Raw genomic sequence first — 19,865 nt, forward strand, 5'->3', positions numbered from 1 at the left:
CGGGTGCGGCGCTTTTTTATTGGGCCACCTGGCTGGCGTGGCCTGCCTGCACTTCTGGAGGAGACTTTCCATGCACTACCTGCTGACCTACGAATACACCGCTGACTACCTGGAGCGCCGTGGCACTTACCGCAATGCGCACATTGCCAAGGCTTGGCAGGCACAGGAGCGGGGCGAGCTGCTGCTGGCCGGCGCCGCCGGCGATCCGCCGGACAGCGCGGTGTTTGTCTTCGACTGCGACAGTGCGGCGCCCATTGAGGCCTTTGTGCAGGGCGACCCCTACTACGTGAACGGCCTGGTGGCCCGCCATGTGATCAAGCCCTGGACCACGGTGGTGGGCAAGGACGCCAAGACGCCCATCCGTCCGGACTAAGCCCTGCATGCCGCGGCCGTGACGGGCGGCTGCAGCAACAGGATGCGCCGAGGCATGCGCCCAGGCGCTGTGCCTTCCCAGATGTCCCCTGTGCCGTGCCCGGGGAAGCCGCCCAATGGCGCAGGCGGTGTCGGGGTGTCATGACGCTGTCATGCCAGCCATCGACAACAGGGGGTTTATCCCGTCATGACGTTGACACAAGTCGTTTCTAGACTGGGTGCATGTCAACCATTCAACTGGAAGCCATCGCCAAATCGTGGGGAGACACCACGGCGCTGCGGGCGATGGATCTGCAGATTCCTGCGGGATCGTTCTGTGTGCTGCTCGGCCCTTCGGGCTGCGGCAAATCCACCACCTTGCGCATCATTGCGGGCCTGGAGTCCGCCACCTCTGGGCGGGTGAAGATCGGCGGCAAGGACGTGACCGACCTGCCGCCAGCCGCCCGCGGCATCGCCATGGTGTTCCAGAACTATGCGCTGTTTCCGCACCTGAGCGTGGCGGAGAACATCGGCTTCGGCCTGTCGGTGCGCAAGGTGCCCAAGGCCGAGGCCGACCAGCGTTTGAAGGAAGCAGCCGACCTGCTGGGACTGTCGCAGCTGCTGGACCGCAAGCCGGGTCAGCTCTCGGGCGGTCAGCAGCAGCGCGTGGCGCTGGGCCGCGCCCTGGTGGCCCAGGCCCATGTGTGTCTGATGGACGAACCGTTGTCCAACCTGGACGCCCAGTTGCGCCAGGAAATGCGCGCGGAGCTGCGCGAACTGCAGCAGCGCCTGGGCCTGACGGTGGTGTACGTGACGCACGACCAGGCCGAAGCCATGAGCATGGCCGACCAGGTGGTGCTGCTGCACGAGGGCAAGGTCGAGCAGTGCGCGGCACCGCGCACCCTGTATGCACAGCCTGCGACCACGTTTGCGGCGCGCTTCATCGGCACGCCGGCGATGAACCTGCTTCGGCTGCAGGACGGCGCCATCGCCGGCAGCGAGGTGCGCCTGCCCGCCCCGGCGGGTGCCGCCTGGCTGGGCCTGCGGCCCGAGGCGGTGCACTGGGCCGATGCCGCCGGGGTGCCGGCCGGCGTGACCGGCCAGGAATACCTGGGGGCCGACGTGGTGCTGCGCTGTGCGATTGGCAGCGAACCGATTATGGTGCGTGCCCCCGGCCACCAGCAGGCAGCGGTGGGCGCTGCCGCACACCTGGCCTGGCAGCCCCAGGATATGCATTTCTTTGACGTCCAGGGCCAGCGCATCGCCTGCGGCTGACCTCGGTTTCCGCTCTCCCTTTCTTTTGTTTGAATCGCGCTTTGGCGCACCAGGAGTTTCCATGCAACGCAGCACCTTCTTGAAATCCATTCTGGCCACCACGGCCGCCATGCTGGGCCTGAGCGCACCCACCGCCCAGGCCGCCGAGCCGCTGGAAGTGCCGTTCTACTACCCCGTGGCCGTGGGCGGCCCCATCACCAAGGTGATCGACGGTTACGCCGCCGACTTCAACAAGGCCCACCCGCAGTACAAGGTCACGCCCATCTACGCGGGCACCTACCAGGAGACCATCGTCAAGGCGCTGACGGCCAACAAGTCGGGCAAGGCACCGGCCACGTCGGTGCTGCTGTCCACCGACATGTTCACGCTGATCGACGAAGACGCCATCGCCCCCATCGACGACTTTGTGAAGACCGATGCCGACAAGGCCTGGCTCAAGGGCTTCTACCCCGCATTCATGGCCAACAGCCAGACCGGAGGCAAGACCTGGGGGGTGCCGTTCCAGCGCTCCACCGTGGTGATGTACTACAACAAGGAAGCGTTCAAGGAAGCCGGCCTCGACCCGAGCAAGGCCCCCGCAACCTGGAAGGAGCTGAGCGAAGCGGCCAAGAAGCTGACCAAGAAAGATGCCAACGGCAATGTCACGCAGTACGGCATCCAGATTCCGTCGACCGGCTTTGCCTACTGGATGCTGCAGACGCTGACCACGCCCAATGGCGTGCTGCTGGCCAATGAGGGCGGCACCAAGGTCACGTTCGACCACCCCAAGGTGATCGAGGCGCTGGACTTCTGGGTCAACCTGACCAAGGACGGCGTGCACCCCAAGGGCGTGGTGGAGTGGGGCACGACCCCCAAGGATTTCATGGAAAAGAAGGCCGCCATCATCGTCACCACCACCGGCAATCTGACCAATCTGAAGGCCAATGCCAAGTTCGACTTTGGCGTGGGCCAGATCGCGGGCAATGTGCGCAAGGGCTCGCCCACCGGGGGCGGCAACTTCTACATCTTTAAGAAGGCGCCCAAGGAGCAGCAGCAGGCGGCGTTCGAGTTCGCCAAGTGGGTGACCCAGCCCGAGCGTGCGGCCCAGTGGAGCATGGACAGCGGCTATGTGGCTGTCTCGGCGGCCGCGTACGACACCCCCACGCTGAAGAAATACGGCCAGGATTTCCCCCAGGCCCTGGTGGCACGTGACCAGCTGCCGGTGTCGGTGGCGGAGTTCTCCACCCACGACAACCAGCGTGTGACCAAGGTGCTCAACGATGCGGTGCAGGCGGCGCTGAACGGCACCAAGACTTCGGCACAGGCCATGAAGGATGCGCAGAAGGAAGCCGATCGCATTCTGCGTTCGTACAAGTAAGCGGTGTCACCGCCAGGCCTGACAAGGCCTGGGATGCCTTGGCCCGGATGGTCGGCCGCACTGCGGCAGCCCATTCGGGCGCCATGTCTTCGGACAGGCACTGCCACCCGGCGTGGTGGTGATGCGGGATTGCAAACAGAGAAATTTCGGGAATGAGTGCTTCTTCTTCCATCGCCGGGTCCGGTCAGCGCAGCATCCATGCCTGGTTGCTGCTGCTGCCTGCGCTGGTGTTGCTGGTCACGTTCACCCACTGGCCGGCCGTGGCCACCTTGATCGACAGCTTCTATTCCACCCCCAAGGGCGTGCGCGCGGCGGTGTGGGTGGGGCTGGAGAACTACGAGACCATGGTGGATGACCCGGTGTTCTGGCAGGCCGTGCGCAACAACCTGTGGTTTGCGGCGGCCACCATTCCGGCATCAATCGGCCTGGCGCTGCTGATGGCGGTGTGGGTCAACGAACGCATTACGGGCCGCACCTTCATCCGCATGGCCTATTTCACGCCCACGGTGCTGCCCATGATTGCTGTGGCCAACATCTGGCTGTTCTTCTACACGCCGCAGTACGGCCTGCTGGAGCAGGTGACGGGCGCCCTGGGGCTGCCGTCGCACAACTGGCTGGGCAGTCCCTCGACCGCACTGGGCGCCATCACCCTGGTGGCCGTGTGGAAGGAAGCCGGCTTCTTCATGATCTTCTATCTGGCGGCGCTGCAGACGCTGAATCCCAGCCTCAAGGAAGCGGCGGCCATCGAAGGTGCCTCGCGCTGGTATTTCTTCCGCCGCGTGCAGTGGCCGCTGCTGATGCCCACCACCCTGTTCGTGCTGGTCAACGCCGTCATCAACGCCTTCCGCCTGGTGGACCATGTGTTCATCCTCACCCGCGGCGGGCCGGACAACGCCACCACCTTGCTGCTGTACCACCTGTACGAGGTGGGCTTCAAATTCTGGGATACGGCCTATGCGGCCGCCATCACGGTGGTGTTGGTCGTGGTGCTGGCCGGCGTGGCGCTGTTCCAGTTCTTTGTGCTGGACAAGAAGGTGCACTACAAATGAACCGCACCCACGCACCTGCGGTGATCTACCGCCACACCTGGTTCGACACGCTGGCCGCCTGGCTGCTGGCCCTGTGCTGGATCCTGCCGCTGGCCTATGCGGTGTGGACGGCTTTCCACCCCAGCGAATACGCCACCCGCTTCGATCTGACAGCGCCGTGGACCCTGCAGAACTTCCGCCACGCCTGGGAGGCTGCTCCGTTTGCACGCTATTTTCTGAACACCACGCTGCTCGTCACCATCATCCTGCTTGCGCAGCTGGTGCTGTCCACCCTGGCGGCGTTCGCCTTTGCGCGCTATGACTTCCGGGGCAAGAACATTGCGTTTGCGCTGGTGCTGGTGCAGCTGATGATCATGCCGGACATCCTGCTGGTGGAAAACTACCAGACCATGGCCAGGCTGGGCCTGGTCGATACGCTGCTGGCCATCGGCCTGCCGTACTTCGCATCGGCCTTTGCCATCTTCCTGCTGCGCCAGACCTTCATGGGCATTCCCAAGGAGCTGGACGAGGCGGCACGCGTGGAAGGTGCCAGCACCCTGCAGATTCTGTGGCGCGTCTATGTGCCCCTGGCCAAGCCGGTCTACACCGCCTTCGCACTGGTGTCGGTCAGTTTCCACTGGAACAACTTCCTGTGGCCGCTGATCATCACCAACAGCGTGGAATCGCGCCCGCTGACGGTGGGGCTGCAGGTGTTCTCCAGCGTGGAGCAGGGCGTGGACTGGTCCACCATCACCGCCGCGACCCTGATGACTTCGGCACCGCTGCTGGTGGGCTTCATCCTGTTCCAGCGCCAGTTTGTGCAGAGCTTCATGCGCGCCGGCATCAAGTGAGGCGACGGTTGCTGCGCGCACAATCGGACCATGTCTGAGAACGCTGTATCCGGCCTGGTCTTGCGCCAGGCCACGCCCGTGGATCTGCCCCGGTTGATCGCCATCGAAAACGCCTGCTTCACGCCGCAGGAGGCGGCCACCGCCGCCGCCTTTGCGCAGCGCCTGCAATGCATCCCCGACAGTTTCTGGGTGGCCGCACTGGATGGCCGGGTGGTGGGTCTGGTCAACGGCCCGGTGGTGAACGAGCGCTATATCCGCGATGGTCTGTTTCGTGAGCTGGGGGCCAACCCGGCCACCGGCGGGCACCAGACGGTGCTGGGGCTGGCGGTGGATCCGGCCTGCCGCCGACTGGGCCTGGGCCGCAGGCTGCTGGCACAGCTGGAAGCCGTGGCCCGCGCCGCACAGCGCGAAACCGTCACGCTCACCTGCCTGCAGGACCGGGTGCCGTACTACGAAGCGCTAGGCTATGCCAACGAAGGTCCGTCGGCATCGGCCCATGCGGGCGCGCAATGGTTCAACATGGTCAAGCCGCTGGCTTGAGAAAGTCTTGGCAATGCAGATCCTGACGTGGAATGTGCAATGGTGCTGCGGGCTGGACGGCGTGGTCAGTCCGCAGCGGATCGTGCAGCACGCGCTGTCGATGGGAGCCGACCACGGCGCTCTGGACGTGCTGTGCCTGCAGGAGGTGGCGGTGGGCCACGATGGCTTGCAGGGTGCGCCGGGCGACCAGGTGGCGCAGCTGCGTGCGCTGCTGCCGGGGTGGCAGCTGTGCTTTGCCGCCACCACCGAGGGCTTTGATGCCCAGGGTCGGTACCGGGCCTTTGGCAATCTGGTGGCCACGCGCCTGCCGGTGGCCGAAGTGGCGCAGCACCGCCTGCCATGGCGGGCCGAAGCCGGCGTGGTCAGCATGCCGCGCGGCTGTCTGGTGGTGACGGTGCGCGACCCTGCGCTGGGCCTGGTGCGGGTGATGACCACGCACCTGGAATACCACAGCGCCCACCAGCGCCGCGACCAGGTGCAGGCACTGCGCCGCCTGCATGCCGAGGCCCTGGCACAGTGTGCGGCGCTTCCCGGCACGGCCGGGGCGGCCACGCCTTACGCCACGCCGGTGCATACGCCGCATGCCGTGCTGTGCGGCGACTTCAATCTGGAGCCGCACGAGGCGGAATATGCCCAACTGGTGGCGGCGGCGGCCCCGGGCGAAGCCGCTTTCCACGACAGCTGGTCGCTGCTGCACCCGGGCGACCAGCAGCCTGACACGTTTCGCCTGTTCGACCGGACCTGGGGGCCGGAGCCGGGGGCCTGCGATTTTGTGCTGGTCAGCGACAGCCTGCGCGAGGCCGTGCGCGGCTGGCGCACGGACAGTGTCACCCGGTTTTCGGACCACCAGCCGGTGTGCACCGCGCTGGGCTGAACGCCACGCCCCAGGGCGCCTGAGAAGGCACACCGGGTTGCCAGCCTACCGGGCAGGGGACAGTGGGCCTGGCAGATTGAGACCTTCGGTACAGCGGGTGCTGCTGCGTCAGCAGGGCCACTGGCCCAGGCGGTAGGCACTGTCCCAGAACATCCATTCCAGTCGCGCCGCATCGGTGTAGGCCTGGTGCATGGCTTCCAGCGTGCGGGCATCGGCCTGGGCGGCCAGCTGGTCGATGGTGGCACGCACACGGGCCACCAGGGCGTGGAATTCGTCACCGGCGTAGGTATCGACCCAGCTCTGGTAGGGATTGTTCGGCCGGGCTTCGGCCAGGATGGCGCGGCCCACTTCGGCATAGATCCAGAAGCAGGGCAGCAGTGCGGCCAGCGCCACCGGGTAGCTGCGGCTCCAGCCCATGGACTGCAGGTAGTGCACATAGTGGTGGCAGACCGGGGACAGCGGTGTGGCCTCGAACTGCGCGGCGCTGACCGCGTATTCGCGCATGAAGCCGTCATGCAGCGCGCGTTCCACGACCACGGCCTCTTCGGCCGCCTTGGCGAACTGCACCACGCCGTCGGCATCATCGGCCTTGGCGGCAGCCACGGCCAGGCTGCGGCCAAAGGCCACCAGGTAGTGCGCATCCTGGATCATGTAATGCTGAAAGCGCTCGCGGCTCAAGGTGCCGGCGGCCAGTTCGCGGTTGAAGGGCAGGGCCAGCGTGGCGTTGAACAAGGGCAGATTGCGCTGCCAGGCAGCATCGGTGAAGCAGGGTGTGCTCATGTGGTGGTTTCTCCGGTAGCCAGGCGCACCGCCGCAGGGGGCGCGCGAAAGCGCCGATCATCGCCCATGGTGCAGGCAAACACCGGGATAGGCCGGCATGGCCGGCGGGCTTTGTGCCGCGCCGCGGGGTGTGGTGCAGGCGGTCCGCGGGGAACGAAGCGGCTGCGCTGCCGCCGCTCTGCTACAACCACGGCTGGATTCTTTGTGGATGTGGTCTGTGTCAGCTGTTGTGCGTGCTTCTTTGTCGTTGTCCTTTCTGCCCCGGCGTCTGCTTGCGCGCACGGCCTGGCTGTGCCTGGCCGGCAGCCTGGCCGGCCACGCCTGGGCCCTGCCCAGCTACACCGAGGTGCGCGCGGACTTTCGCCCGTCGGAGACCTGGATCCTCTCGCGCGACGGAGAGCCGCTGCAGCGCCTGCGCACCGACAGCGCGGCCCGGCGCGGAAACTGGACGCCGCTGGCCGACATCTCTCCCGCACTGCGCATGGCCCTGGTGCTGAGTGAAGACCAGCGTTTCTATGCCCACAGCGGTGTGGACTGGGCGGCTGTCACGGCCGCTGCTTGGGGCAATCTGTGGAACAGCCGCACGCGCGGGGCCAGCACCATCACCATGCAGCTTGCCGGTCTGCTGGACGAGGACTGGCGCCAAAGCGGCGGCGGTCGCAGCGTGACCCAGAAGCTGGGCCAGGCCGTGGCCGCGCAGCGGCTGGAACGCAGCTGGCGCAAGGACCAGATTCTGGAGGCCTACCTGAATCTGGTGCCGTTTCGCGGCGAGATCGTGGGCATCGATGCGTTGTCGCGCAGCCTGTTCGGCAAGGCCCCGCACGGGCTGGACATGCAGGAAGCAGCCATTGCCGCTGCCCTGGTGCGCGCGCCCAATGCCAGCGCCCAGCGCGTGGCCCAGCGTGCCTGCGGGGTATGGGGCGACATGCTGCAGGCACAGTCGTCCGCCAGCCGTCCACGCCAGAAAAACAGCCAGAACCCAAGTCCGGATCAGGGCGAGCACCCCGTCGAGGCGGTCCGCTGTGAGGTGCTGGAATGGCAGGTTAGCCAGATCCTGCAGCAGCGGCGCTGGCCGGCCAGCGAAGGCGAGGCGCCCCACTTTGCACGCCAGTGGCTGCAGCGGGTGCCGGACAGCCGCAAGGCGGCTGCGGTGCGCACCAGCCTGCGCGCCGATGTGCAGCGGGTGGCGCTGCAAAGCCTCAAGCAGCATCTGCTGGAGCTGTCCGGCCGCAATGTGGAAGACGGCGCCGTGGTGGTGCTGGACAACGCCAGCGGCGAGGTGCTGGCCTGGGTGGGATCTTCCGGCAGCCTGAGCCAGGCCCAGGAAGTGGATGGCGTGTTGGCGCGGCGCCAGCCCGGCTCCACGCTCAAGCCGTTTCTCTATGCCCAGGCGATAGCGGAAAAGCGCCTGACGGCAGCTTCGTTGATCGAGGATTCCGCCGCGCAGATCCGCACGGCCAACGGCCTGTACATCCCGCAGAACTACGACCGCAGCTTCAAGGGCTGGGTCTCGGCGCGCACGGCGCTGGGGGCGTCGCTGAACGTGCCGGCGGTGCGCACGCTGGTGATGGTCACGCCGGATGCGTTTTTCGAACAGCTGCAGGCCCTGGGCCTGCGCCTGCCGGAAAGCGGTGGCTACTACGGCTACAGCCTGGCCTTGGGCAGCAGCGAAGTCACCTTGCTGGACCTGACCAATGCCTACCGTGCGCTGGCCAACCAGGGGCTCTACACCCCGGTGGCCTGGGGCAGTGCCGCACGGCCGGCAGCGCTGCGCGCCGTGGATGCCGGTGCCGCCTTTGTTGTGGGCGACATGCTGGCCGACCGCAATGCGCGGGCCATGACCTTCGGCCTGGACAGCGTGCTGGCCACGCGTTTCTGGACCGCTGTGAAGACCGGTACCAGCAAGGACATGCGCGACAACTGGGTGGTGGGCTGGTCGGCGCGCTACACCGTGGGCGTGTGGGTGGGCAATGCCAGCGGCGCGTCCATGCACAGTGTCAGCGGTGCCAGCGGGGCGGCGCCGGTCTGGGCCGAGGTGATGGGGCATCTGCATGACCGCCAGCCCAGCCGCCCGCCGCAGCCGCCCGTGGGGGTGGCGCAGCAGGCCGTGCGCTACGGGGCCGACCCGGTGACGGGCGTGCCGCCCGAGAGCGCACGCCAGGAGTGGTTCCTGCCCGGCACGGCCCAGGCGGAATTCCAGATGGGCAGCGCAGGCAGCCAAGTGGCTGCGGGGGCCGGGCGCATTCTGCAGCCGGTGGATGGCAGCGTGCTGGCGCTGGACCCGGACATTCCGCCCAGCCGCCAGCGTGTGCAGCTGCGCGCCCGGGCGGGTGAGGCACGCGAGACGGCGCAATGGCGCTGGCGCGTGGCGGGCGAGACCGTGCCTGCCAACCGGCGCGCGCTGGGCCAGGGCGCGCAGGCGCAGTGGTTCCCCTGGCCGGGGCGCCACCGCATCGAGCTGGTGGCGGCGGATGGACGGGTGCTGGACAGCGTGCAGATCGAGGTGCGCGGCGCCGGCGTGCGCTAGCCAGGCTACCGTTCGTCCGGCGTTCAGGGTCAAAGAATGTGAACGGCGCCGCTTTGTGGCGCAGTGGCGACGCGGCGGCGCAGGGCCGACAGGAGAATGGGTAAACCCCTTTCTGTCCCTCTTTCTTCCTCCTGACCATGGGTGCCCCCTTCTTGCCGTGCCGTCTGCGTGCCGCGCGCCCGCTGCTGGCGGGGGCGCTGCTGGCTTGCACCGGCGTGGCTGCAGGGGCGCAGGAGGGCAATACCCGGGGCATGACTGTGCCGGCGGCCTCGGTGTCCGCTGCGGTGGCGCAAACGGTCTGGGGGGTGCTGGGCTATACGCGCTGGCCCGGTGATCCATCCCCTGTGCAGCTGTGCCTGGTGGGGGAAACCGCCCACGCTCAGGTGCTGCTGGCTGGCACGGAACTGCCGGGCGGGCGCAGGCTGCAGACCCGGCGCATCAGCCCGGACGATGCACAGCCCCTGAACGCCTGCCATGCGGTGTATGCCGGCCCTCTGCGCCCCGGCCAGTGGCAGCGGCTGATGGCGGCCTGGCCTGCAGGCCAGCCGCTGCTCACGATCAGCGAGGTGGCGGCCGACTGCGCCACGGGCGGCATGTTCTGTCTGGACATCACGCCGCAGGGCGTCAGCTTCGAGCTGAACCTGGATTCCATGGCCCGCAGTGGCGTGCGCGTGAATCCCCGGGTGCTGGGGCTGGCCCGCCGCAAGGAGGGCAGCTGATGCATTTGCGTCAGGCCCTGCGCCGCACCCACACCCGCATTGCCCTGACGGCCGTGGCCGTGGCCAGCGTGCTGCTGCTGGCGGCCGGGCTGACGGCACTGCGGGCCAACACCCAGGATAACCTGGAGCTGATGGCCCGCTCGCTGGTCTACAACGTGGAGCCGGCCCTGGTGTTCGGCGACAAGCTGGATGCCGCGGAATCGCTGGCCCGGATGGTGCGCGACGAAGGCGTGGCCGAAGCCACGGTCTGGGACGCGCGGGGCAATGTCTTTGCCCAGTGGATGGCGCCCAACTGGCTGCCCTGCAACTGCGGTCACCAGCTGGCACGCGTGCTGGGGCTGAAAGTGGCAGCGCAGGAGGTGCGGGCCAATGGGGTGGTGATTGGCCGGGTCGAGCTCAGCAGCAACGGCCAGCGCATGCTGGCATTTCTGCTGTGGGGCGGCCTGGCGCTGATGGTGTGCATGGCGGCCAGCGTGGTGGTGGGGCATATCGTGTCGCGCCGTATCCACCGCAGCATCGTCAAGCCGCTGCAGGAGCTGGGGCGGGTGGCACGTGCCGTGCACCGCGAGCGTGCCATGGGCCAGCGCGTACCGCTGGCGGACATTGACGAGCTGCGGGAACTGGGGGAGCACTTCAACGCCTTGTTGGACGAGCTGGAGGCCCGCCAGCTGCACCTGCAGCAGGAAAACCTGGTGCTGGAGCACAAGGCCTACCACGATGGGCTGACGGGCGTGTTCAACCGCGTGTACTTCGAGCTGCGGCTGATGGTGGCATTGCGCCAGGCCGCGCAGACCCATGGGCGGCTGGCATTGCTGTTTCTGGACCTGAACCACTTCAAGGCGGTGAACGACAACCATGGCCATGCCATGGGAGACCTGCTGCTGAAGGCGGTGGCCCAGCGCACACAGAGGCAGGTGCGGGATGCTGATCTGGTGGCACGGCTGGGAGGCGATGAATTCGTGGTGCTGCTGCTGGAGCCGCATTCGCGGGAGGCGGTGCAGCAGGTGGCACGCAAGATACAGGAGGCGGTGCAGGCCCCGCTGGTGGCGGACGGGGGCGTGGTGCTCCAGCCCTCGGTCAGCATCGGGATGGCGCTGTTCCCGGAAGACGGGCAGACCATGGAGGCGCTGATGGCCGCCGCCGACGGCGCCATGTATGCCGCCAAACAGCACTTCCGCGCCGGTGCGTAGCCGCGTGGAACGCAACAGGAAATGGAGGAAGGGAGTATGGGACGTTTGTTATGGAAGTGGAGTGCCGCCTGCTGGCTGGCGATAGGTCTGGCGGCGTGCCAGAGCCCGGTGCAGCAGCCGGCCGCGCCGGGGCTGTCGCCCGAGCAGGTGCAGGTGCTGCGCTCCCACGGATTCGAGGACCAGGGAGGCAGCTGGGCCCTGATGATGCCGAGCAAGCTGTTGTTTGCGGTGGACACCGACCAGCTTGGCAGCCAGCAGGCCGATTACGTGAACCAGCTGGCCCAGGATCTCAAGCGCGTCGGTATCCAGAGCGTGCGGGTGGAAGGGCATACCGACGATACCGGTCCGGTGCTGTACAACCAGCAACTGTCGGAGCGCCGTGCACAGCGGGTGGCGGAGCAGCTGGTGCGTGCCGGCATGGACCCTTTGCAGATCAGCACCCGGGGTTGGGGCAACAGCAAGCCCCTGCCCATGGCCCAAGGGCAGGATGCGCGGCGGGAGAACCGGCGCGTGGCCATCATCATCCCGGCCCCTGTGGGGCCGTGAGCGAATAGCTGCACGGGTGGTCGACGGGGCGGCCTGCACCCGGGCGCAGGCCCTGAGGGCCGCGTGGGCGGCAGGACGGTGGCGCGGGCGGCCTCAGCGCTCCTGTACCAGCAGGTTGCTGGTGATCTCGGCCACGTTCTTCACGCTGGTCAGGGTCATGGCCACGCGCATTTCCTTTTCCAGCAGCTGGAGCAGATGGCTCACGCCGGCACCGCCCTGTGCGGCCAGGGCATAGATGAACGCCCGTCCGATCATGGTGCAGTCGGCGCCCAGTGCCAGCATGCGCACGATGTCCAGGCCGTTGCGCACCCCGGAGTCGGCCAGGATCTTGATCTGGCCCTTGACCGCATCGGCAATCGCAGGAAGGGCGCGGGCCGACGAGAGCACGCCATCGAGCTGGCGGCCGCCGTGGTTGGAGACGACGATGCCATCGGCTCCAAAGCGCACGGCATCCTTGGCGTCCTCGGGGTCGAGGATGCCCTTGATGACCATGGGGCCCTTCCAGAAGTCGCGGATCCACTCCAGGTCGCTCCATGAGATCGAGGGGTCAAAGTTCGCCCCCAGATAGCCCATGTAGTCTTCCAGGCTGACGTTCTTGCCCAGATAGGTCGAGATATTGCCCAGCGTGTGGGGCCGACCTTGCAGGCCCACGTCCAGCGCCCAGTGCGGGTGGGTGGCAGCCTGCAGGTAGCGGCGCATGGCGGCGTTGGGGCCGCTCATGCCGGAGTGCGCATCGCGGTAGCGTGCGCCGGGCACGGGCATGTCCACGGTGAACACCAGGGTCGACACGCCGGCTGCCTGCGCGCGCTCCAGCGCATTCTTCATGAAACCCCGGTCCTTGAGCACATAGAGCTGGAACCACATGGGGCGCTGGATCTTGGGCGCCACTTCCTCGATGGGGCAGACCGACACGGTGGACATGGTGAAGGGAATGCCCTTCTGGTCGGCCGCCTGGGCGGCCTGCACCTCGCCACGGCGGGCGAACATGCCCAGCAGGCCCACCGGCGCCAGCACCACCGGCAGTGAGAGCTTTTCGCCGAACAGCTCGATGCTGGTGTCCAACTGGCTCATGTCCTTGAGCACGCGCTGGCGCAGGGCCACATCGGTCAGGTCGCTGACATTGCGTGCCAGCGTCTTTTCCGCGTAGGCGCCACCATCGATGTAGTGAAACAGAAACGGTGGCAGGCGCTTCTGCGCGGCTGCGCGGTAGTCGGTGGTGGACGAAATGATCATGTGAAAGGCTTGTGTTGTGTGGATGAAAAGCGTCCCAGCCGCTGTTGGCGGGCCTCCTCGGCGTCGGCCTCGGCCAGCTTGGCGTGGACAAAGGCCAGATGCTCGCCGATGACCGCTCTGGCCTGTTCGGGCTCGCCCTGGACGATGGCCTGCATCAGATCCTGGTGCTGCTGGGTCAGCCGCTCCAGGACCTTGGGGTCCTTGTGCACAAACATCTCGCGGCGGTTCTGGGCCACGGTGTTGAGCACCATGTCAAACAGGCTGCGCATCACCTGCACCACCACGACGTTGTGGGAGGCTTCGGCAATCGCCAGGTGAAATTGGGTGTCGGCCCGGGCGGCGTTGTCGCCATCCTGGCGTTGCTGGTGGTGCAGCATGGCGTCAAAGCAGCGGCGGATGTTGTCGCGGTCCTGGTCGGTGGCGCGCTGGGCCGCCAGCCAGGCGGTGCTGACCTCGATGATCTGGCGCGCTTCCAGCACGTCGTAGCGGTACTGCGGGTCGTCACGCAGCAGCGGTGCCAGCGGGGAGATGGCCCGGTCACTCCACAGCGCAGCGGGGGCGCGCACAAACGTGCCCGAACCCATGCGGCTTTCCAGCATGCCGCGGCTGGAGAGCTGCTGTATGGCCTCCCGCAATGCGACGCGCGAGACCCCCAGCTCGGCGGCCAGTTGCCGTTCGGCAGGCAGACGCTGGCCGGGCTGCAGCTGTCGCTGCTGCACCAGGGCACAGAGTTGTTCGGCTACGTGGTCTGAGAGTCGCATACAGAGGGCCCCGAGGGACAGAGGGTCCATCGGTGTGGTGTCAAATTGGTCTTACCGGAAATCATGGACTGACGGGATTTGGATTTTAGAAATTGGATATTGGGCGGTATCACATGGTTTACCCTGGTAAATTTGAAATAATTGGTGTGACCAATTTGCGGAATGCAAGCGACCCCGGAACGGGGCGTGCGGGCATGGCGTGCGGGGCAGCGGTGCCGCAGCGGCGGAGTCGACCGATTTTTCTGGGGACAATGCGCCCATGACCCAGCTTGCCCACATCACCTGTATCGAAGACCTGCGCGTGATCGCCGAACGCCGTGTGCCGCGCATGTTCTATGACTATGCCGACTCCGGCTCGTACACCCAAGGCACCTACCGCGACAACGAGGCCGCTTTCCAGAAGATCAAGCTGCGCCAGCGCGTGGCCGTCAACATGGAAGGCCGCAGCACGCGCAGCACCATGGTGGGCCAGGACGTTGCCATGCCGGTGGCGATTGCGCCCACCGGCCTGACCGGCATGCAGCATGCCGATGGGGAAATCCTGGCCGCCCGGGCGGCCAAGGCCTTTGGCATCCCTTTCACCCTGTCGACGATGAGCATCTGCTCGCTGGAAGACGTGGCCGAGCACACCGGCCGCCACCCGTTCTGGTTCCAGCTGTACATGATGCGCGACCGCGGCTTCATGGAGCGCCTGATCGAACGCGCCAAGGCGGCCAACTGTTCGGCGCTGCAGGTCACACTCGATCTGCAGATCCTGGGCCAGCGCCACAAGGACATCAAGAACGGTCTGTCCACGCCCCCCAAGCCCACGCTGCGCAACCTGATCAACCTGGCCACCAAGCCGCGCTGGTGCATGGGCATGCTGGGCACCCGGCGGCGTTTCATGGGCAACATCGTCGGCCATGTCCAGGGCGTGGCCGACATGGGCTCGCTGGCATCGTGGACGGCCGACCAGTTCGATCCGACGCTGAACTGGAAGGATGTCGAATGGATCAGGCAGCGCTGGGGCGGCAAGCTGATCCTGAAGGGCATCATGGACGCGGAAGACGCACGGCTGGCGGCCGAGACCGGTGCCGATGCGCTGATCGTCAGTAACCACGGCGGCCGCCAGCTGGACGGTGCGCCCGCCACCATCGATGCGCTGCCGTCCATCGTGCAGGCGGCAGGCCGGGACATCGAGGTGTGGCTGGACAGCGGCATCCGCAGCGGTCAGGACGTGCTCAAGGCCCGTGCGCTGGGTGCGCAGGGCACGCTGATCGGGCGCAGCTTCCTCTATGGCCTGGGTGCCTACGGTCAGGACGGCGTGACGCGTGCGCTGCAGATCATCCAGAAGGAGCTGGACACCACCATGGCCTTCTGCGGCCATACCGACATCAACCGCGTCGGCCAGGACATCCTGCTGCCGGGCACCTACCCGCTGCCGTTTCCGCAGGTCTGATACCGCGGGCATGCTGCGGGCGCGCGGGAGTAGCAGGTTTTCTGAAAATCATGGGGTTTTGCAGGCAAATGCGTGCGATTTCGCATGGAGTTGCATTCCGATGTGCGGAGGTGTCCTACATCCTCAGCCTGGTGCATGTTCCTAGACTGGGCCTTTTGCTGCCGCAGTGGTGGCTGGTGCAGCCCATTCAAAGGAGTGCGACATGCTGGATACCTTGATTCGTGAAGTCAGTGCGCGGCTGGGCCTGGGCGACCAGGCCCGCCCCCTCATCCAGATGCTGGTGGCCTACATCGCCAACCCCGCGACCGGCGGGCTGTCGGGTTTTCTGGACAAGTTCCGCTCTGCCGGCATGGACGGCCTGGTGCAGAGCTGGCTGGGATCGGCCACCACACCGCAGGTGCCCAGTGCCTCGCAGCTGGACACGGTGCTTGGGGCAGGGGACGGTCTGCTGAACAAGCTGGCCACGCGCCTGGGCCTGCCCTACGACAAGGTGAGCACGGCCGTGGCGGCCTTGCTGCCCATGCTGGTCTCGCGCATGACCCCGGGCGGCACGGTACCGAGTGTGCTGCCCACGGAATTCACTGACATTGCCCGCGAAGGCCAGTCGCTGTTTGGCATGGGCCAGGCGGCGGCCCGGGCGGGGGCGGCAGCCACAGCCGCCACGGCAAGCGCTGCGGCGCCGGTGGCAGCAGCCAGTGGCGGCGTCGGCAAATGGCTGCCATGGCTGATTGCGGTCCTGGTGGTGATCTTGGGCATCAGCTACTGCGCCAAGGGCAAGCCGCCCGCCGAAGCACCCGCGCCCGCTGCCGTGCCCGCGCCGGCGGCACCAGGGCCCGCACCAGCGCCCGCGCCGGCCGCCACCCCGCCGGCGACCGACAGCTTCACCGCCCCGGAAGGGGCCGGGGTGCTGGAAGGGATGCTGCAGGACATGCCGATGCTGCGCGTGTTCTTTGACAGCGGCAAGACCGAGGTGGCTCCGGAATTTGCCGACAAGGCCAAGGCCTTGGTGGCTTATCTGCAGGGGAACCCGGACGCCAAGGCAGTGATTTCCGGCTTCAACGATCCCACGGGCGACCCGGCCAAGAACGCCGAACTCTCCAAGCACCGGGCTGAAGCCGTGCAGACCGCTCTGGTGGCGGCCGGCGTGCCCATCGAGCGCACGGCGCTGGAAAAACCGGCCGACACCACGGACACGGGGGCCAGCAATGCGGCCTCACGCCGTGTGGATGTGGTGCTGCGCAAATAGATAGGTTGTGCCGTACCTGTGACGGCGGCGGCCCAGCCCGCGCGTGGCGCGGCACACCCTGGTGTGGAGGGCGCGCCACGCGGCAGACCTTGCCAGCCTGGGCGCCTATCATGGGGCCATGATTGACCATACCGGTATCCATGTGCAGGACCTGGCGCTCAGCCTGGCGTTCTACAAGGCGGCGCTGGCGCCGCTGGGTTATGGCGTGCGGCTGTCCCTGCCGGACGCCGTGGGTTTTGGTGCCGTGCCGCCGGCGCCGGGGGATGACCCGGGCGGTGATTTCTGGATCACCCGGGCCACGCCCATGGCACCGCGCAGCCACATCGCTTTCCGGGCACACAGCCGTGCACAGGTGGAGGCCTTCCACCGTGCGGCGTTGCAGGCTGGCGGCACCGACAATGGGCCGCCCGGCCTGCGTCCGCACTACCACGCGCACTACTACGCAGCGTTTGTGCATGACCCCGATGGCTACAACATCGAGGCCGTCTTTCACGGCGCCTGAGGTGGTGGGCGAACAGCAGGGCAGGTGGTAGACCGCCTGGGCGGCATGCAGGGCGGCTGCCCGCTGCGCCGGCATCCATGGCGCACAGGCCCGTCGCCGTGCGCGATTGCATCGCTGCCCGGAGGGAGGGGCGTCGCCAATCGTGCCGCCGGGCGCCTGCCGGGCTGGGTATGCTGGTGACCCGTGGCCTGAGAGGGTGTTGTTGCCTTCCCGGCCAGGGCGTTGCCGCCGTGCCGCAGTGTTTGCGGGCACCGGCCCTGCGCCTGGGCGGCGGTGCATGGTGGCACCGGGCGCCGTTTGCCTTGACCCTGCTTCATGTCCCTCTCCTTGCACGATCTCACCTGGTTGTGGGTGCCCATCACCCTGTTCGCCGCTGCGGCGCAAACCGTTCGCAATACCGCCCAGCGCTCGCTGACGCAGGAGCTGGGCACGCTGTCTGCCACCCTGGTGCGTTTCATGTACGGCCTGCCGTTTGCGGGCCTGTGGCTGGCGCTGCTGTATCTGGTGCCGGCGCAGACGCCGGCGGTGCCCGATTTGAGTCCGGCCTACCTGGGCTGGATTGCGCTGGGGGCCTTGTTTCAGGTGGGCGCCACCGTGGCGCTGCTGCTGGCCATGAAGGAGCGCAACTTCGCGGTGGCGGTGACCCTGTCCAAGACCGAGGTGCTGCAGGTGGCCCTGTTCTCCACTGTGTTCCTGCACGAGCTGCCCACGCCGCTGGCGCTGCTGGCCATGGCCGTGGCCACGGCGGGCGTGCTGATTCTGTCGCTGCCGCCGCGCGGACAGCTGCTGTCGCTGCAGGCATGGATGAGCAAGTCCGCGCTCTATGGTCTGGCGTGCGGCGCCTGCTTTGCGATCGCCACCGTGGCTTTCCGGGGCGGCGCGCTGGCGCTGGCGGCGGAATCGCCCTGGCTGTCCGGTGCCTGGGGGGTGTTGATTGCACAGACCTTGCAGACCTTGGGCATGGGGGCCTGGATCCAGTGGCGCAGCGAACAGGGCCTGGCACCTATCTTTCGCGCATGGCGCATTTCCCTGGTGGCCGGCAGCATGGGGGCCGCGGCCTCGCTGGCCTGGTTCACCGCCTATGCCATGCAGGGCGCGGGGCCGGTGCGTACGCTGGGCATGGTCGAGGTAGTGTTCAGCTACCTGGTGTCACGCCGCTTGCTGAGCGAAGCGCTGAACCGCAACGAAAAAATCGGCATGGGGCTGATGCTGGTGGGGCTGGTGCTGATCTGCCTGCAAGGGGTGTAAAGCACAGAGGGGCAGCGGCGGCGCTGCAGGCGCCACAATGGGGGCTGTGAACGCGCCAGCCCCCGATCAAGCCCCCGCGCCAGCACCCGCCGTGCTGCCGCGCCGCATTGCCCACCTGGACATGGACGCGTTCTTTGCGTCGGTGGAACTGCTGCGCTACCCGCAGCTGCAGGGCTTGCCGGTGGTGATCGGCGGCAGCCGCCACACACCCGAGGACGAAGCTGCACTGATCGCCCGCTGGGGCGGCCTGGAGCAGATCCCGCTGGAGGCCTTTCCCCGCCTGGCAGGCTATGTGGGGCGGGGCGTCATCACCACCGCCACCTATCCGGCACGGCAGTTTGGTGTGGGGTCGGCCATGGGCATGATGAAGGCCGCCCGCCTGTGCCCGCAGGCCATTCTGCTGCCCATCGATTTTGTGCGTTACCGCACCTACTCGCGCCGCTTCAAGGAGGTGATCCTGTCCCTGGCACCGGTGATGGAGGACCGAGGCGTGGACGAGGTCTACATCGACTTCACGGCGGTGCCCGGCGGGCAGGAGGAGGGCGGCCGTGCGCTGGCGGCGCGCATCCAGCAGGCCATCCATGCCAAAACCGGGCTGACCTGCTCGGTGGGCGTGGCACCCAACAAGCTGCTGGCCAAGATGGCCAGCGAATTCCAGAAGCCGCGCGGTATCTCCATCGTGCAGCCGCAGGATCTGGAGCAGCTGATCTGGCCGCTGGCCTGCCGCAAGATCAATGGCATCGGTCCCAAGGCAGACGCCAGGCTGCAGGCGCTGGGCATTACCACCATCGGTGATCTGGCGGCCTGCTCGCTCCCTTTTCTGGTCCAGCACTTTGGCAAATCTTATGGGGCCTGGCTGCATGCCGCCGCCCATGGCCAGGATGAGCGGCCGGTGGTCACCGAGAGCGAACCCGTCAGCATGAGCCGGGAAACCACCTTCGAGCGGGACCTGCATGCCGTGCAGGACAAAGCGGAGCTGGGCGCCATCTTCACCCGGCTGTGCGAGCGGGTCGCCGAGGACCTGGTGCGCAAGGGGTACGCGGGACGGACCATCGGCATCAAGCTGCGCTATGCCGACTTTCGCAGCGTGACGCGCGACATGAGCCTGGACCATTTCACCCAGGATGCCGCGGCCATCCGCCGGGCCGCAGGCCTGTGCCTGAAGCGGGTGCCCTTGCAGCAGCGCATCCGTTTGCTGGGCGTGCGCGTGGGGGCGCTGGTGGCCTGGGAAAACGGGGCTCCCCGGGATGCCGGCGAAGTGCCTGTGGCGAGCCATCGGTCCCGCCCGTCGGATCCCTTTACCGCGCCCCTGTTCTGATGTGCAGAAGGGCGTTGCCACACGCCTAGCGGTGAATGCAGAAAAGCGCGCCGGTAGTAGCCTCCATGCCATCCAGTACAG

At 67.2% G+C, this 19,865-nt stretch carries 19 protein-coding genes; 16 read left to right on the forward strand and 3 right to left on the reverse strand.

Annotation, left to right across the window (positions count from 1 at the left end; all coding sequences use genetic code 11):
• Nucleotides 1-70: 70 nt before the first annotated feature.
• The 7 genes from KW830_RS14695 (at nt 71) to KW830_RS14725 (ending at nt 6,276) form a co-directional block, all read left to right on the forward strand.
• Entirely contained in the window at nt 71-373 is a 303-nt protein-coding gene (locus KW830_RS14695; RefSeq protein ID WP_066537251.1) for a YciI-like protein, read from the forward strand.
• A 221-nt stretch (nt 374-594) separates the two neighbouring features.
• Nucleotides 595-1,626 carry an ABC transporter ATP-binding protein gene (locus KW830_RS14700; protein WP_218333570.1) on the forward strand — a complete coding sequence of 344 codons (1,032 nt, stop codon included), beginning with the start codon at nt 595-597 and terminating at the stop codon, nt 1,624-1,626.
• Between the two features lie 61 nt (nt 1,627-1,687).
• Nucleotides 1,688-2,983 (forward strand): ABC transporter substrate-binding protein, encoded by a 1,296-nt coding sequence (locus KW830_RS14705; protein ID WP_218333571.1) that lies wholly within the window; start codon nt 1,688-1,690, stop codon nt 2,981-2,983.
• Between the two features lie 152 nt (nt 2,984-3,135).
• Nucleotides 3,136-4,032, forward strand: coding sequence for a carbohydrate ABC transporter permease (locus tag KW830_RS14710; protein WP_218333572.1), 897 nt, complete (start codon nt 3,136-3,138; stop codon nt 4,030-4,032).
• Nucleotides 4,029-4,862: a carbohydrate ABC transporter permease gene (locus tag KW830_RS14715; protein WP_066537233.1), complete on the forward strand. Its 834-nt coding sequence runs from the start codon at nt 4,029-4,031 to the stop codon at nt 4,860-4,862. Before KW830_RS14710 ends, KW830_RS14715 begins: the two co-directional genes overlap by 4 nt.
• A 30-nt stretch (nt 4,863-4,892) precedes the next feature.
• Nucleotides 4,893-5,402, forward strand: a complete 510-nt coding sequence (locus KW830_RS14720; RefSeq protein ID WP_218333573.1) for a GNAT family N-acetyltransferase — start codon at nt 4,893-4,895, stop codon at nt 5,400-5,402.
• Between the two features lie 13 nt (nt 5,403-5,415).
• Nucleotides 5,416-6,276, forward strand: a complete 861-nt coding sequence (locus KW830_RS14725) for an endonuclease/exonuclease/phosphatase family protein (RefSeq protein WP_218333574.1) — start codon at nt 5,416-5,418, stop codon at nt 6,274-6,276.
• Nucleotides 6,277-6,384: 108 nt separating this feature from the next.
• Here KW830_RS14725 and tenA read toward each other — a convergent pair whose 3' ends face one another.
• Nucleotides 6,385-7,056, reverse strand: a complete 672-nt coding sequence (gene tenA / locus KW830_RS14730) for a thiaminase II (RefSeq protein WP_066537224.1) — start codon at nt 7,054-7,056, stop codon at nt 6,385-6,387.
• 208 nt (nt 7,057-7,264) lie between these two features.
• Here tenA and pbpC point away from each other — a divergent pair, with 208 nt between their 5' ends.
• From pbpC to KW830_RS14750, 4 genes are all read left to right on the forward strand, one after another.
• Complete coding sequence (gene pbpC / locus KW830_RS14735; RefSeq protein WP_218333575.1) at nt 7,265-9,583, forward strand: penicillin-binding protein 1C; 2,319 nt, start codon at nt 7,265-7,267, stop codon at nt 9,581-9,583.
• A 137-nt stretch (nt 9,584-9,720) separates the two neighbouring features.
• Nucleotides 9,721-10,302: a YfiR family protein gene (locus tag KW830_RS14740; RefSeq protein ID WP_218333576.1), complete on the forward strand. Its 582-nt coding sequence runs from the start codon at nt 9,721-9,723 to the stop codon at nt 10,300-10,302.
• Nucleotides 10,302-11,492, forward strand: coding sequence for a sensor domain-containing diguanylate cyclase (locus KW830_RS14745; protein WP_218333577.1), 1,191 nt, complete (start codon nt 10,302-10,304; stop codon nt 11,490-11,492). Before KW830_RS14740 ends, KW830_RS14745 begins: the two co-directional genes overlap by 1 nt.
• A 36-nt stretch (nt 11,493-11,528) precedes the next feature.
• Nucleotides 11,529-12,038 (forward strand): OmpA family protein, encoded by a 510-nt coding sequence (locus KW830_RS14750; protein ID WP_172591773.1) that lies wholly within the window; start codon nt 11,529-11,531, stop codon nt 12,036-12,038.
• 93 nt (nt 12,039-12,131) lie between these two features.
• On the opposite strand, the gene lldD is transcribed toward KW830_RS14750, so the two are convergent.
• Together lldD and lldR are read right to left on the reverse strand one after the other, a co-directional pair.
• Nucleotides 12,132-13,271 carry an FMN-dependent L-lactate dehydrogenase LldD gene (lldD, locus tag KW830_RS14755; RefSeq protein WP_218333578.1) on the reverse strand — a complete coding sequence of 380 codons (1,140 nt, stop codon included), beginning with the start codon at nt 13,269-13,271 and terminating at the stop codon, nt 12,132-12,134.
• The gene (gene lldR, locus KW830_RS14760) at nt 13,268-14,032 is read right to left on the reverse strand and encodes a transcriptional regulator LldR (protein WP_066537208.1); all 765 of its coding nucleotides are present in this window, start codon (nt 14,030-14,032) and stop codon (nt 13,268-13,270) included. The genes lldD and lldR overlap by 4 nt, the downstream gene beginning before the upstream one ends.
• A gap of 259 nt (nt 14,033-14,291) precedes the next feature.
• Between lldR and KW830_RS14765 the strand changes: the two genes are divergently transcribed.
• The 5 genes from KW830_RS14765 to dinB all read left to right on the forward strand — a co-directional run bounded on the left by KW830_RS14765 (nt 14,292) and on the right by dinB (nt 19,784).
• Nucleotides 14,292-15,470: an alpha-hydroxy acid oxidase gene (locus tag KW830_RS14765; RefSeq protein ID WP_066537464.1), complete on the forward strand. Its 1,179-nt coding sequence runs from the start codon at nt 14,292-14,294 to the stop codon at nt 15,468-15,470.
• Nucleotides 15,471-15,672: 202 nt separating this feature from the next.
• Nucleotides 15,673-16,716, forward strand: a complete 1,044-nt coding sequence (locus tag KW830_RS14770) for a YidB family protein (RefSeq protein ID WP_218333579.1) — start codon at nt 15,673-15,675, stop codon at nt 16,714-16,716.
• A gap of 118 nt (nt 16,717-16,834) precedes the next feature.
• Nucleotides 16,835-17,218, forward strand: a complete 384-nt coding sequence (locus tag KW830_RS14775; protein ID WP_218333580.1) for a VOC family protein — start codon at nt 16,835-16,837, stop codon at nt 17,216-17,218.
• Between the two features lie 315 nt (nt 17,219-17,533).
• Entirely contained in the window at nt 17,534-18,466 is a 933-nt protein-coding gene (locus KW830_RS14780; protein WP_218333581.1) for a DMT family transporter, read from the forward strand.
• Nucleotides 18,467-18,503: 37 nt separating this feature from the next.
• Nucleotides 18,504-19,784, forward strand: a complete 1,281-nt coding sequence (gene dinB / locus KW830_RS14785; RefSeq protein ID WP_066537195.1) for a DNA polymerase IV — start codon at nt 18,504-18,506, stop codon at nt 19,782-19,784.
• The last annotated feature ends 81 nt before the right edge of the window (nt 19,785-19,865 follow it).

The sequence above is a fragment of the Comamonas sp. CMM03 genome, assembly GCF_019218715.1.
Lineage (GTDB): Bacteria > Pseudomonadota > Gammaproteobacteria > Burkholderiales > Burkholderiaceae_C > Comamonas > Comamonas terrigena.

Excerpts from the sequence above, each read along its gene's own strand:
- lldR (WP_066537208.1), bottom strand. The coding sequence starts at position 14,032 with ATGCGACTCTCAGACCACGTAGCCGAACAACTCTGTGCCCTGGTGCAG.
- tenA (WP_066537224.1), bottom strand. The coding sequence starts at position 7,056 with ATGAGCACACCCTGCTTCACCGATGCTGCCTGGCAGCGCAATCTGCCC.
- KW830_RS14740 (WP_218333576.1), top strand. The coding sequence starts at position 9,721 with ATGGGTGCCCCCTTCTTGCCGTGCCGTCTGCGTGCCGCGCGCCCGCTG.
- KW830_RS14700 (WP_218333570.1), top strand. The coding sequence starts at position 595 with ATGTCAACCATTCAACTGGAAGCCATCGCCAAATCGTGGGGAGACACC.
- KW830_RS14695 (WP_066537251.1), top strand. The coding sequence starts at position 71 with ATGCACTACCTGCTGACCTACGAATACACCGCTGACTACCTGGAGCGC.
- KW830_RS14710 (WP_218333572.1), top strand. The coding sequence starts at position 3,136 with ATGAGTGCTTCTTCTTCCATCGCCGGGTCCGGTCAGCGCAGCATCCAT.
- KW830_RS14705 (WP_218333571.1), top strand. The coding sequence starts at position 1,688 with ATGCAACGCAGCACCTTCTTGAAATCCATTCTGGCCACCACGGCCGCC.
- KW830_RS14715 (WP_066537233.1), top strand. The coding sequence starts at position 4,029 with ATGAACCGCACCCACGCACCTGCGGTGATCTACCGCCACACCTGGTTC.
- KW830_RS14725 (WP_218333574.1), top strand. The coding sequence starts at position 5,416 with ATGCAGATCCTGACGTGGAATGTGCAATGGTGCTGCGGGCTGGACGGC.
- pbpC (WP_218333575.1), top strand. The coding sequence starts at position 7,265 with ATGTGGTCTGTGTCAGCTGTTGTGCGTGCTTCTTTGTCGTTGTCCTTT.
- KW830_RS14750 (WP_172591773.1), top strand. The coding sequence starts at position 11,529 with ATGGGACGTTTGTTATGGAAGTGGAGTGCCGCCTGCTGGCTGGCGATA.
- lldD (WP_218333578.1), bottom strand. The coding sequence starts at position 13,271 with ATGATCATTTCGTCCACCACCGACTACCGCGCAGCCGCGCAGAAGCGC.
- dinB (WP_066537195.1), top strand. The coding sequence starts at position 18,504 with ATGGGGGCTGTGAACGCGCCAGCCCCCGATCAAGCCCCCGCGCCAGCA.
- KW830_RS14780 (WP_218333581.1), top strand. The coding sequence starts at position 17,534 with ATGTCCCTCTCCTTGCACGATCTCACCTGGTTGTGGGTGCCCATCACC.
- KW830_RS14720 (WP_218333573.1), top strand. The coding sequence starts at position 4,893 with ATGTCTGAGAACGCTGTATCCGGCCTGGTCTTGCGCCAGGCCACGCCC.
- KW830_RS14770 (WP_218333579.1), top strand. The coding sequence starts at position 15,673 with ATGCTGGATACCTTGATTCGTGAAGTCAGTGCGCGGCTGGGCCTGGGC.
- KW830_RS14745 (WP_218333577.1), top strand. The coding sequence starts at position 10,302 with ATGCATTTGCGTCAGGCCCTGCGCCGCACCCACACCCGCATTGCCCTG.
- KW830_RS14775 (WP_218333580.1), top strand. The coding sequence starts at position 16,835 with ATGATTGACCATACCGGTATCCATGTGCAGGACCTGGCGCTCAGCCTG.
- KW830_RS14765 (WP_066537464.1), top strand. The coding sequence starts at position 14,292 with ATGACCCAGCTTGCCCACATCACCTGTATCGAAGACCTGCGCGTGATC.